Genomic DNA, 12,700 nt, shown 5'->3' on the forward strand with positions numbered 1-12,700 from the left:
ACGGCTCGGGTCAAGGGGGCTTTCATGGGTGGTCCGAGGTTCGAGCCGGTGCGTACCGTACGCGCCTATGAGCGGGTGGTGGAGCAGGTCGAGGAGGCCATCGAGAGCGGCTCCCTCTCGCCGGGCGAGCGGCTGCCGAGCGAGCGGGAGCTCATGGTGCAGTTCTCGGTCAGCCGGTCCACCGTGCGCGAGGCGCTGCGGGTGCTGCAGGCGCGCGGCCTGGTGCGGTCACGGCCCGGCGACCCCAACGGGGCGGAGGTGCTGCCGTTCTCGCCCGCCACGCTGCACAAGTCGATGACCACGCTGGCCAGGGTGGAGGAGCTGTCGCTGGCCGAGCTGGTGCAGTTCAGGATGGTGCTCGACTCGTCGGCGATCCTGCTGGCGGCCCGGCTGCGCACCGACGCGCAGTTCGCCGAGATGGAGTCGGCCGTCGCGCACATGCGGACCGCCGTGGAGACGGGGCAGGACACGTTCGGCGAGGCCGACGTGGCCTTCCACGACGTGGTGGCGCGGGCGAGCGGCAACAAGCTCATCCAGATCTGCACGGACGTGGTCCGCTCGATCGTGCTCAAGCTGATCTCGGAGAAGATCGCCGACGCGCCCGACCGGGAGGCGCTGATGCGGCAGAGCATCAGGCACCACGAGGAGGTGCTGGCCGCCATGCGCGCCGGCGACGGCCCGCTGGCCGCCCGGCTGTCGAAAAAGGCGATGTACGACTATTACGCCGGCTACATCCCCGCCCCCGAACGCCCCGCCCTCGGCGCCCTCCTCGACTGATCCCCCGCCGCCGCCCCGTCGTCCGGTTGCGCGATCTCGCGATCGCCACTGAACGGCCCGACATCCCGGTCGAGCGTCTCCAGGCTCGCAGCGTGTGGAAGGGTCGTTGCGCGAGACCTGAGCCGCCGGAAGTGCACCCTCTTCAGGTGGGCAAGCGCTTGTAGGCGTCCCCAGCGCTCGCTGTCGTGTCGGCCGCCGCGGCCACGAAAGCGTCCAAGGCCGCCCTGGCTTCCTCACCCTTGGTCTTCAAGTCATCCGCATCAATGGAAGAGGCGTGACCTCTTTGCCTTCCGGCCATCCGCCGGTTCCTCACCCCCGTCATCCCCAAGTAGCCGCGTGACCCACGTTGTCCGGCGCCGGCGGCCGTCCATCGTGGCGGCTGCCACCATACGTCGTCGCGGTACGCCTGCCCGGGCGCCCCATGACATGTCAACAGGCGCATGTTTTCACACCCGCCACAGCACTTCGATCAGCGCCGATAGAGCGTGTATCGGTTTGTGAGAGTTCGGCGATCCGGGCGAGCGATGGTACGTGCATCGAATCCATCAGAACGGGACGGACCATGACAACCAACGATGGCCGGCAGAGCACACAGGCGCAGGACATTCACCAGGACGTGCCGATCCGGCGGCGGTGGCACCTGGAGAAGGTCGGCCGGCCGCAATCCGGGGCGATCACCGAAGTGCTCGGCGCGATCAGAATGCTCAATTCCACGTTCGCCCCCATCCCCTCGCCGGTCGCCTTCGTCAAGGGCACCGACAACCACCTGTGGATGGTCGCACCGCACGGTCCCGGCGTGTGGGAGTGGACCCACGTGAAAGGCGCGGCCGACCAACCGGTGGGCGTCGTCGCCGTCGACGACGACAGCCGGGGCACCCGCCCCTATATCTTCGTCCTGCTTGACAGGCAACTGCAGCTGTACTGGTGGGATGGCACCAGGTGGGTCCCCACGGCTCTGGGCACGCCACCTGGCACGACCATCACAGAAGGCATCGGCGCGGTCTCCCTCGCACTGATCCCCGGCGCCAGCGCCCAGCCGTTCGTGGTCGTACGCGGCCAGGACACCAATCTGTGGGCCGGCTGGTGGAACGCCACTCAGCACCGCTGGCAGTGGGCCAACCTGCGCCACCCCGAGGGCGTCGGCCTCAGCGGGAAGATCGGCGTGGTGGCCGTCACCGACCGAGCGACCGGCCACGGGCTCCTGCACGTCTACATGAACGGTGGCGACGGAAACCTGTGGCTGTGTGTCTCCGACACGGGCGAGACCCAATGGATCAACCTCGCAAAGCCGCCGATTCCGAGCAGCGGCACCGCCGGCGTGACGGCCATCCAGAACGCCGATGACAAGGCTCCACAGGTCTGCGCCTTCATCACCGCCAACGGGCAGCCGCTGTACGCCCACGTCACCGACGCCGTCGGCCCACGCTGGCTCGATGCCGGCGCCCCGCCCGAGGAGCAGGTGAACCTCGGCCTGGGGACGGCCCTCGTTCAGCCGCGCGCCGGCGGGGACTTCTTCCCGGCCGCCCTGGTGGGCGACACCACCGCCGCCGTGTGGGCTGATCAGGCGAACACGGAAGGCCGCTGGTCCTGGTCCAGAGTCGGCGACCTCGTCCGCGACGTCTTCGATCCGCAGCTCGGCGTGGGCGTCATCATCGAGGACTCCCCCGAGATCACCTACACGCACGTCTTCCTGCTCAGCCGCGGCGGCGTCCTGTACGACGCCTGCTACGGCTAGAGACGCCATGACCATCGCCACCGGCGGCGCCGCCACGCCGGCGGCCCGCCCAGACCACCCTGCTACTAAGGCCTTGGGCTCCCTGAGGTCTCTGTGGCCTCACTACCCCCTGGACCTGCACCTTCTGCTTCACGGTCTCAGTCGCCGGTGCTGCCCGAGCCCCCTGGGTCGCAGCCGATACCGTCCGCGCCGGGCATGGGGTACTGACCGGCGTTGTCCATCGGACCGTGGTACGGCAGGTGGCGGCCCCGGGCCCGACGCCTGGGCACGGGAGCCTTGCGGAACAGCAGTGACCACGCCGAACGGACAGCGATCGCCGCAACCGTGAGCAGCATCAGGGCTGCTACCGCCATCGAGACAGTCATCGGCCCCCTCCTCACCCTCTATTGATCAGGTTAGCCAACCGCGAGGGCCGTGCCGGCGGGGGTTGGGGGCCACCGGCAAGAAGAAGGCTCCGCATCGCCCGCTTCGCCCGCTTCGCCGCCGCCCGCACCGAGCATGGCCGGCCGTGGCTGGACACGTTCACCGTCCGCACCCCCCGCGGCCTGCAATGAACGCCTTCAACCGCGTGGCGATCACGAGCCGATACCCCGTCGCCGACAACCCTGGAGGTTCCGCGGAAGCCGGCGGCCGCGCACGTGGCCGGCTATTCGGCTGCAGCCACCCGGATGATCATCTTGCCGGGGGCGCGCTGGGCGGCCGCGAACGCCGAGAGCACCTCGGCGAGCGTCCGCACGGCCCCGGCGATCGGGCGGAGCCGTCCGTCCCGGACCCGCCGTGCCAGGTCCGCCGGCCGGGCACGATCGGGCTCGACGACGAAGAAGATCGTCTGCCCGTCACGGGGCCGAACCGTGGGGGGCGAGACGAGCGTGCCACCGGCGCGCACCAGCGCGGCCGAGCGGTCCAGGATGTCACCGCCGATCACCACGTCGACCTGACCGGCATCTTCAAGGGGATCGGCCCGCAGGTCCAAGAAGGCATCCGCGCCGAGGTCGAGTGCTGTGTCCCTGTCGCCGGCCCTGCCGGTGCCGATCACTCGGGCTCCCGCCTCGCACACGAGCTGCACCGCGATAGACGAGCTCATCAGCGGAGATTGACCTCCCAAGGACCGCAACCCCGGACGACCGGTTTCCCCGTACTACATGTCATTGACGTCACATCCCTCCTATGTAGAAGATTTCTCTACGTACACGCGCCTGCGGATGGGGACGCCCATGTCGTCCGAGTCGTTCAACGCCAGCGTCTTTCTCGTGGACCGCCAGGTCGAAGCGGGCCACGGCGATCGCATCGCCGTCACCGGCCCCGCGGGCACGCTGACCTACGCGCAGCTGGCCGACCACGTGGCCAGGTTCGCGGCCGGTTTACGCACGATGGGCGTCCGCCCCGAGGAGCGGGTCCTGCTCGTCATGTCCGACCGCCCGGAGACCGCGATCACCGTCCTGGCCGTCATGCGCATGGGCGCGGTCGCCGTGCCGGTCTCCACCATGTACAACCCCACCGAGCTCGCCGCCCTGGTCCGGGACTCGCGGGCGAGGGTCGTCGTGGCCACCCCCGAGTTCGCGCCGACCGTGCGCGAGGCCGTGCGGAGCACGCCCGACGTGGCGGTGCTCGTCCTCATCGACCCGCCGCCGGCGGAGGAGGAAACGCCGGTGTGCCTGTGGTCCGACATCCTGGAGTCGGGCAGGGCGGCGGGCCTCCCGTACGACACCTGGCGCGACTCCCCCGCCCTCTGGCTCTACACCTCCGGCACCACCGGCGCCCCCAAGGCGGCCATGCACCGGCACGGCGCCGTCCAGGACGTCTACGAGGGGTACGGGCGGCAGGTCCTCGGCATCCGCCCCGACGACCGGTGCTTCTCGGTCGCGCGGCTGTTCTTCGCGTACGGCATCGGCAACTCCATGTTCTTCCCCCTGGCCGCGGGCGCCACGGCGGTCCTCGACCCGGCGCGGCCCACCCCCGCGGGCGTGGTCGCCAGGGTGATCGAGGAGCGGCCGACGCTGTTCTTCGCGGGCCCGACGTTCTTCGCGGCGCTGCTCGCCGCCGACATCCCCGCCGGCGCCTTCCAGTCCGTACGGCTGGCCGTCTCCGCAGGCGAGGCGCTGCCCGCCGAGATCCACCGCCGCTTCACCGAGCGCTTCGGGGTGGACATCATCGACGGCCTGGGTTCGACGGAGGCGCTGCACATCTTCATCTCCAACCACCCGGGCCGGGTACGCCCGGGCAGCTCGGGCACCGTCGTGCCGGGCTACGAGGCCAAGCTGCTCGACGACTCCGGCGTGCCCGTCAAGGACGGGGAGCCGGGCCACCTGTACGTCCGGGGCGACTCGGTGGCCACCGGCTACTGGTGCCGCACGGCGACCACCCGGCAGGTGTTCCAGGGCGAGTGGCTGCGTACCGGCGACACCTACATCAGAGGCGAGGACGGCTTCTACCAGTGCCTCGGCCGCTCCAACGACATGATCAAGGCGGGCGGCATCTGGGTGTCGCCGATGGAGGTCGAGGCCCGGCTGCTCCAGCACGAGTCGGTGGGCGAGTGCGCCGTCGTGGCGTACATCGACGAGGACGGGCTGGAGAAGCCGGTGGCCTGCGTGGTGTCCGCCCCGGGCCGCACGGTGGACGCCGGCGAGCTGATCGGCTTCTGCCGGGAGGGCCTGGCCTCCTTCAAGCGGCCGCGCGAGGTCCTGGTGCTGGACGAGCTGCCGAAGACGGCGACCGGCAAGATCCAGCGCGTGGTGATCCGCCAGATCGCCGCCGACCTCCTGGGCAAGACCGGCGGCTAGGAGGTCGGCGGCGCCGGTTTCGTCCCGTAGACGGTGATGGCGAACGGGCGCGACGTGGCCGTGTAGACCTGCTCGGTCAGCCGTGACAGCGCCGCGTGCGAGTCCAGGTAGTGGTGCAGCCGGCCGGCCTCGGGCCACGGGTGGACCGCCACGAGCACCCCGTCGGGCACCAGCAGCTCGCTGAGCTGCGCCGACGCCCGCCGCAGCCGCTCGTGGCGGCCCAGGTAGTAGAGGGTCTCGGAGCAGAACACCAGGTCGAAGCGCTGGTCGGGGCGGTGGGTGAGGATGTCCGCCCGGATGAAGCGCACCCGCCCGTCCTGCGGCACCCGCTCGCGCGCCCGCGCCAGGGCCCGCTCCGACACGTCCACCCCGATGATCTCCGCGTCCGGGTACGTCACCGCGAGGGCGTGCGTGAACACGCCCTCGCTGCATCCGACGTCGATGATCCGCCGGTACGGCCGGGCGGGCAGGTGCTGGAGCGTGGTCCGGTACTTGTCCTGCTCGTAACTGTCCGTGGCGAGGCTCCACGGGTCAGGGGTGCGGTGCAGCCAGTCGAAGACGTAGCGCAGGAGCACCGCCTGCCCCTCCGGAGACAGCAGGGACAGGGTACGGAAGAACGTACGGTGCATGATCTCCGGCAAACTCGGCATGCGGTCTCTCTCGGTCGAGGCGGAGGAACGCCCCAGGATCTGAAAGGGAGGTCGTCACCGAGAGTGAATGCCCGCTAATCGCCGAGCTGACGCAAGCGCGCGATCAGAACGCGTCGCGCAGCTCCCGCTTGAGCACCTTGCCGGAGGCGTTCTTGGGCAGGGCGTCCACGAACACCACCCGCTTGGGCGTCTTGAACGCCGCCAGCCGCTCCCGCAGGAACGCGATCAGCTCCTGCTCCGTCGCCCCGCCCCCTTCGCGCAGCACCACCGCGGCCGTGACCGCCTCGATCCACGTGTCGTCCGGCACCCCGAACACGGCCGCCTCCGCCACCTCCGGGTGCTGGTAGATGGCCTCCTCCACCTCGCGGCTCGCGACGTTCTCGCCGCCCGACTTGATCATGTCCTTCTTCCTGTCCACCACGGACAGGTAGCCGTCGGCGTCCATGACCCCCAGGTCGCCGCTGTGGAACCAGCCGCCCCTGAACGCCTCGGCGGTCTTGTCCGGGTCGTTCCAGTAGCCGAGCATGGCGTGCGGGCTGCGGTGGACGATCTCGCCGACCACGCCGGGCGGCACGGGCCTGTCCTGGTCGTCGACGACCCTGGTCTCGACGTTGAGGGCGGCCCTGCCGGCCGAGCCGAGGCGGGTGAGCTGCTCCTCCGGGCCCAGGATGGTGGCGACCGGGGCCATCTCCGTCTGTCCGTAGAAGTTGAACAGGCGGACGTCCGGCAGGCGGGCGGCGATCTCCTTCAGCACCTCGACGGGCATGATCGAGGCGCCGTAGTAGCCCTTGCGCAGGGACGACAGGTCGCGGCGGTCGAAGTCGGGGTGGCGCAGCAGGCCGATCCAGACGGTGGGCGGGCAGAAGAGCTTGGTGGCGCGCTCGCCCTCGATGGTGGCCAGGATCGACGCCGGGGTGGCGCCGGGCAGGACGATGTTGGTGGCGCCGAGGTAGACGCCGGGCGTCAGGAAGCAGTGCAGCTGGGCGCAGTGGTAGAGCGGGAGGGCGTGGATCTCGACGTCGTGGTGGCTCATCTCGCCGTCCACGACGCAGGTGACGTACTGGGCGATCAGGCTGCGGCTGGACAGCGTGGCGCCCTTGGGCCGCGACTCGGTGCCGCTGGTGTACATGAGCTGGATCGGGTCGTCGTCGGCGATCTCCACCTGCGGCTCCGACGCGTCGTCGAAGGCCGACCACTCCTTGAACGGCTCCCAGCCGTCGGCCGCACCGATCACGCCGCGCACCCGTACCTGCGGCCCGGCCGCCGCCGCGGCCACCGGCAGCAGCGCCTCCTCCACGAGGATCCCGGTCGCGCCGGAATGCTCCAGGATGTACGCGACCTCCGCCGTGCCCAGCATGAAGTTGATCGGCACGGAGATCGCGCCCAGCCGCGCCAGCGCGAAGTACGCCACCACGAACGCGTGGTTGTTGTGGCTGAAGACGGCGAACCGGTCGCCCTTGCCGACGCCGCGCGCGGCCAGGGCGTTGGCCGTGCGGTTCACCGCCAGGTCGAGGTCGGCGTAGCTCTGCCGCAGGTCGCCGTAGACGACGGCGGTCTTGGCCGGGTGGCGGGCGGCGGAGCGACGGAGGAGATCACCAATGGCGTGCCGGCGAGTCGTCATGCGGACTTCCCTTGCGATCGCAGAACGATGATCGGCGATCGTACCTGACAAAGGGGTCAGTCCAGTGGATCCCACGCAATACGGTCGTAATGCTCGAGAATGCTCGCCATCAGCGTGTCGTCCTGGGGCAGCGGGATGCCGTCCACCGCGCCGACCGGCCAGACGCCCCAGGAGTTGCAGAGGAAGACCTGGTCGAGGCCCTGCAGGTCGGCGACCTTCAACGGCCGTCGCTCCTGCGGGACGTCCATCCGCTCCAGCAGCTGCATCGTGATCCCGCGCAGCATCGGCGCGTCCGGCCAGACCAGGCGCCCACCGGCGAAGCCGCCCACGTTGGTGATCGAGCCCTCGCTGATCAGGCCGTCCTCGGCGGTGAGCAGCGCCTCGTCGAAGCCCTCGCGCTCGGCCTGCCGCCCGATGTGGGCCTGCATCATGCCGGACGCCTGCTTGATGTGCGGCAGGTAGCGCTGGCCGACGACCGACTTGACGCTCACCGGGCCGGTGGGCGGCTCGTGGGGCGGGGCGGCGACGGCGATGACGCGCGGGCCGTCGGCGAACTCCACCACGGACACGCGTACGCTCGCGTCCCGCACGTCGTCGCCGAGCACCGCCGCGACGGAGGCGAGCACGGCGGCGCGGTCGACCGGGACCCCGAACAGCTCGGCGTTGGCCGCTTCCAGCCGGGCGACGTGCAGGTCGAGCCCTCGCACCCGGCGATCCCTGACCTGCATGGAGGTGAAGTGGCCGTAGCGCGCCTGCCACATGAGGCGCGCGTCGGCGTCCACCAGCCTGCCCTCGAAGGCTGCCCGTTCCGTCACGCGATCTACTTTACGTACACGCCCACCGACCATCGCACCGGGCGGTTGGTGTACTCCCCCCAGAAGCCGATCTTTCCGGTGATCGTCACCTTCTTGCCTTTGGGGACGAAAAATTCTTGCAGGGCCATGGGGTACGGGCCTGATTTCCAGACGGCGCAGCTCGTGGCCATGGATTCCTCGGCGTCGACCCGGTATTTGAACCACATCCGCGTGGCCAGCTCACCCGTGCAGAGCTGGTCGACGCTGATCTTGCCGCCCGGGCTCGTGACCACGAGGGTGAAGGACCGATTCCGATCCCACATGCCCGTCGCCGAACGGGCCAGCTTCCACCCCGCCAGCCGGTCAGGGAAGTCCCTGACCGGCTCGGGCTCGACGGGCCGGGCAGGCGGCGTCCACTCGTAGACGGCCACGTGCCAGGTGGCCTCCTTCGGCTTGGGAGTCACGCACGGCCCGTCCTTCTTGAACTGGACGCAGCCCCGGGCCACGACGGTCGTGTCGAACGTGACCGTGGCCTCCGTCGCACCGCGCCGGACCACGGACAGCGGGCGCAGTTGCATCGACTTCCCGCACGGCACGGCCTGGGAGCCGGTGTCGGCCCTGTCGTTCACGACGACGACGGGCGAGTCGGCGCCGGTGTCGCCGTCGCACGTCATGGCCACGTCCAGCGGCTTGCCGGAGACCGGCACCGTGAGCGAGACCTTCTTCGCGCCTTCCTTCCCGATCGTGCCGACGGCCAGGCGGCGGTACGCGGTGCCGTCGCCTGCGGTGAACTCCTCGGGCAGTCCGGCGGGCTTGTCCTGTTCGGTCCTTGCCGTGGCGGTCGTGCCGGGCCCCGGTGCCGTCACCGTACCGGGGAACAAGGAGACCCCCACTACGGCACTCGCCGCCACGGCCGCCACCGCCGCCGCGCCCGCCGTCGCCCGCCTGCGCAGGCGGGTCCTGCGGATGCGGGAGCTGACCTGCTCGTGCCGGTTCGGGTTGCCCGGCGAGGGAGCCTCGGCCCGCTCGCGCAGGACGTCAAGCAGGTCTTGCACGGTCATCGGTGCAGCTCCTTCACGATCGACTCGTCCACTCGCAGCTTGGCCAGCGCCTTGGCGGTCTGGCTCTTGACCGTGCCCTCCTGGCAGCCCAGGATCGCGGCCACCTCGGCCACCGGCAGGTCCTCGTAGAAGCGCAGCACGATCACCGCGCGCTGCCTGGCGGGCAGCCGCCCGACCGCCTGCCACAGCTCGTCGCCCCTGCCCGCGTCGTCGTACGCGGGCGCCTCCGGCAGGTCCCCGCTGGGCAGCTCCCTGCGCCACCTGCGGCGCCACCAGGAGGTGTACGTGGTCACCAGGACGCGGCGCACGTACGCCTCGGGCTCGTCGATGCCCGGCCAGGCGAACCACGCCTTGGCCAGCGCCTCCTGCAGCAGGTCCTCCGCGGTGGCCCAGTCGTGGGTCAGCAGGTACGCCGTGCGTAACAGCCGATCCGACCTCGCCACCACGAAGTCCTGAAATATCGCCCTATCCGCCAACTTGATTTGCCTCTCGTGAGAGCCTGTCGCCGGTAGTGACGCATCGACCGCAACCCCAGGTTGCCCGCCCCCGGCAACGGCCGGGGAGCACTCACCCGATCCCACCGCCCGGCCCCGGCCACCGTCCGGAACGCCCCAGCGCCTCGGCGCTCCGCCGCGCCGGCTCTGTGCCGGCTCTGTGCCGGCTCTGTGCCGGCTCTGTGCCGGCTCTGTGCCGGCTCTGTGCCGGCTCTGTGCCGACTCTGTGCCGGCTCTGTGCCGTGCGCAGCGGTTCAGCGGAAGTGGCGCGATCCGGGGTGGTGGGTCAGGAGCCGGCGCGGGTGACCGTGAACGGGGCCAGTTCGCCGAGCCCGCGGACCGACAGCCGGTTGACCGGCCGCAGCCGGAACGCCCGGTCCCCCTCCAGCTCCTCGGCGAACTGCGGATCCGCCAGGATCGTCCCCGGCAGCGACAGCGCCGTGAGCCGGCTGGCGAGGTTGACCGTGGTGCCGAAGACGTCCCCCATGCGCCAGATCACCGGCCCCGCCGCCAGCCCCACCCGCAGCTCCGGCATGTCCTTGATCTTCGCGTGCGTCTCCACCAGCCGCAGCGCGATCTCGGCCACGACGTGCGACTGGTCGGCCACGAACAGCACCGAGTCGCCCAGCGTCTTGACCACCCGCCCACCGGTGGAGGTCACGATGTCGGCCGAGCGCCCCTCGAACCTGTCGATCAGCCTGGACAGCTCGCTCCCCGTGATCTGCCTGCTCAGCCGGGTGAACGCGACCAGGTCGGCGAAGCCGACGGCCAGGCGTACGGCGCTCATGTCCTGCTCGGCGATGCGCCCCGCGGCGGCGGCGAGCTGGCGCTGCCAGCCGTAGACCAGCAGGCGCGCCAGGTCGGGCACCACTCGCTCGGCCCGCCGGCGCCAGGCCCGCGGGCGTTCGGCCAGCGGCACGCCGGCCTGGTCGAGCGCCTCGACGCCCAGCTCGGCCTGCGACTCGGCCAGCCGGGTCGTCGCGCTGCCGATCGATCGCGCGACCAGCAGCATGTGCTCCTCGTCGTAGACGCCCGAGCTGACCAGCTCGAGCATCGTCCTGAGCGCCTCCACGTCGGAGTCGGTGAACTCGACCGCGTCGTCGGCCACGTTCGCGAACCCCAGAGCACGCCAGTAACGCCGCGCGCGATAGACCGGCACCCCTGCCATGTAGGCCACCTGGTGGCTGGTATAGCGCCGCGGCTCGCGCAGAAAGGCCTCCGTCAGCCCGTCCTCCCCATCCACGCCCGCCACGCAGGCAAGATAACACCCTGTGGGCCAGGTCACGCCTCCACTCCCCGCAAGATCCGCTCCCGAGTGGCCCGTCACAGGTGGACGTACTCGTAGTCGAACGGACGGCCGTTGATGCCGTTGCGGGGCGGCGCCACCCAGGCCGCGATCTTCCCCGGCTCGTAGACGGGGCGCATCAGCGCCTGGACGCGCGTCTTGTCCTCGGCCGTCGGCAGCCACCGGTCGCGGGACGCCTCCCAGGCCGGCTCATCCAGAAGGCGCCCGTGCGGCGAGATGTGATGCCCGCCGAACATGCCCACCCGCCGGTTGAACCCCAGGTGCGGCAGGTAGAGGACGGCGTCGAGACCGCGGTCGGTGAGGATCCGGTTCCACCGGTTGACACCGGTGGCGCAGTCGGCGGCGTACTCGCCGCGCAGGTCGGCGTTGAGCGCGGTGAGCGCGGGCAGCTCGACGTCGGCCAGCCGCCCCGCCTCGACCCGCTGCACGACGGCGACCGCCTCGGTGAGCAGGTGGTCGTCCTTGCGCCGCTCCTCCTGCCACCGCCCCTTGAGCCCGGCGGTGAAGTAGTTGGCCACGTTGGTGGAGGTCTCGCCGCCGAAGAGGTCGAGGCTGACGCTGTAGTGGAAGTTGATGTACTTCTGGAGGACGTCGAGCGGGATGCCGCCGTACTCCCAGATGTCGTCGGTGTCGTGTTCGCGCATCAACTGCGCCGTACGCTCCACCACGCGGTCCACGCCCGTGGTCCCCACGAACATGTGGTGGGCCTCCTCCTTGAGCATGAACTCACAGGTACGGCTCAGCGGGTCGAACGCCGACTCCTTCAGCGTGCCGAGCTGGTATTTCCCGTCCCGGTCGGTGAAGTACGTGAACATGTAGAACGACAGCCAGTCCGGCGTCTCCTCGTTGAAGGCGCCCAGGATGCGCGGAGAGTCCTCGCTGCCCGAGTTGCGCAGCAGGAGCGCTTCGGCCTCCTCCCGCCCGGACCGGCCGAAATAGGCGTGCAGCAGGTAGACCATGGCCCACAGGTGCCGCCCCTCCTCCACGTTCACCTGGAAGAGGTTGCGCAGGTCGTAGAGGGAAGGGGCGGTGAGGCCGAGCCGCCGCTGCTGCTCGACGCTGGCCGGCTCGGTGTCGCCCTGGATGACGATGAGCCGCTGCAGGTCCGCCCGGTGCTCGCCGGGCACCTGCTGCCAGACGGGCCGCCCCTTGTTCTGCCCGAACGCGATGCGCCGGTCGGTGTCGCGTTCGGCGAGGAAGATGCCCCAGCGGTAGTCCGGCAGCGCCACGTGATCGAAATGCGCCCACCCCTCGCGGCCGACCGCGACGGCCGTACGGAGATAGACGTCCTGGGTGGGCAGCGCGGGGCCCATCTCCGACCACCACTGCAGGAAGCGCGGCTGCCACGACTCCAGCGCCCGCCGCAGCCGGCGGTCCTCCGCGAGGTCGACGTTGTTGGGTATGCGCTCGGAGTAGTCGATGGACATCCCGGACCTCCGCCTCCCGCTCGACACCTCCGAGTTCAACAGCAGGCCTTTAGCC

General features: G+C 70.5%; 12 protein-coding genes. 3 read left to right on the top strand and 9 right to left on the bottom strand.

Annotated features, from left to right (window positions below; translation table 11 throughout):
* Nucleotides 1-24 precede the first annotated feature (24 nt).
* On the top strand, nt 25-777 hold the full coding sequence (locus AB0J87_RS39545; protein WP_363974407.1) for a FadR/GntR family transcriptional regulator: 753 nt from the start codon (nt 25-27) through the stop codon (nt 775-777).
* Between the two features lie 562 nt (nt 778-1,339).
* A complete protein-coding gene (locus AB0J87_RS39550) occupies nt 1,340-2,512 on the top strand; it encodes a hypothetical protein (protein WP_363974410.1) in 1,173 nt (390 codons plus the stop codon).
* A gap of 137 nt (nt 2,513-2,649) precedes the next feature.
* Here the strand turns inward: AB0J87_RS39550 and AB0J87_RS39555 are convergent, their stop codons facing one another.
* Complete coding sequence (locus AB0J87_RS39555; protein ID WP_363974412.1) at nt 2,650-2,877, bottom strand: hypothetical protein; 228 nt, start codon at nt 2,875-2,877, stop codon at nt 2,650-2,652.
* 281 nt (nt 2,878-3,158) lie between these two features.
* Nucleotides 3,159-3,596 (bottom strand): zinc-binding dehydrogenase, encoded by a 438-nt coding sequence (locus tag AB0J87_RS39560; protein WP_363974415.1) that lies wholly within the window; start codon nt 3,594-3,596, stop codon nt 3,159-3,161.
* 130 nt (nt 3,597-3,726) lie between these two features.
* Here AB0J87_RS39560 and AB0J87_RS39565 point away from each other — a divergent pair, with 130 nt between their 5' ends.
* Nucleotides 3,727-5,292 (top strand): benzoate-CoA ligase family protein, encoded by a 1,566-nt coding sequence (locus AB0J87_RS39565; protein ID WP_363974418.1) that lies wholly within the window; start codon nt 3,727-3,729, stop codon nt 5,290-5,292.
* Here the strand turns inward: AB0J87_RS39565 and AB0J87_RS39570 are convergent.
* From AB0J87_RS39570 to boxB, 7 genes are all read right to left on the bottom strand, one after another.
* The gene (locus tag AB0J87_RS39570; protein WP_363974421.1) at nt 5,289-5,942 is read right to left on the bottom strand and encodes a class I SAM-dependent methyltransferase; all 654 of its coding nucleotides are present in this window, start codon (nt 5,940-5,942) and stop codon (nt 5,289-5,291) included. The genes AB0J87_RS39565 and AB0J87_RS39570 overlap by 4 nt on opposite strands.
* Nucleotides 5,943-6,045: 103 nt before the next feature.
* Complete coding sequence (locus AB0J87_RS39575; protein WP_363974424.1) at nt 6,046-7,563, bottom strand: acyl-CoA synthetase; 1,518 nt, start codon at nt 7,561-7,563, stop codon at nt 6,046-6,048.
* A 56-nt stretch (nt 7,564-7,619) separates the two neighbouring features.
* Nucleotides 7,620-8,378 carry an aminotransferase class IV gene (locus AB0J87_RS39580; protein ID WP_363974427.1) on the bottom strand — a complete coding sequence of 253 codons (759 nt, stop codon included), beginning with the start codon at nt 8,376-8,378 and terminating at the stop codon, nt 7,620-7,622.
* Nucleotides 8,379-8,383: 5 nt separating this feature from the next.
* Nucleotides 8,384-9,418, bottom strand: coding sequence for a hypothetical protein (locus tag AB0J87_RS39585; protein ID WP_363974430.1), 1,035 nt, complete (start codon nt 9,416-9,418; stop codon nt 8,384-8,386).
* Nucleotides 9,415-9,894, bottom strand: coding sequence for a SigE family RNA polymerase sigma factor (locus tag AB0J87_RS39590; protein ID WP_355195879.1), 480 nt, complete (start codon nt 9,892-9,894; stop codon nt 9,415-9,417). Before AB0J87_RS39590 ends, AB0J87_RS39585 begins: the two co-directional genes overlap by 4 nt.
* Nucleotides 9,895-10,198: 304 nt before the next feature.
* A complete protein-coding gene (locus AB0J87_RS39595) occupies nt 10,199-11,164 on the bottom strand; it encodes an adenylate/guanylate cyclase domain-containing protein (protein ID WP_350727830.1) in 966 nt (321 codons plus the stop codon).
* Nucleotides 11,165-11,235: 71 nt separating this feature from the next.
* Nucleotides 11,236-12,645 carry a benzoyl-CoA 2,3-epoxidase subunit BoxB gene (boxB, locus tag AB0J87_RS39600; RefSeq protein ID WP_363974434.1) on the bottom strand — a complete coding sequence of 470 codons (1,410 nt, stop codon included), beginning with the start codon at nt 12,643-12,645 and terminating at the stop codon, nt 11,236-11,238.
* Nucleotides 12,646-12,700: the final 55 nt, after the last annotated feature.

Origin of the sequence: Nonomuraea sp. NPDC049625, assembly GCF_040675285.1 — a bacterium.
Classification (GTDB): Bacteria; Actinomycetota; Actinomycetes; order Streptosporangiales; family Streptosporangiaceae; genus Nonomuraea; species Nonomuraea angiospora_A.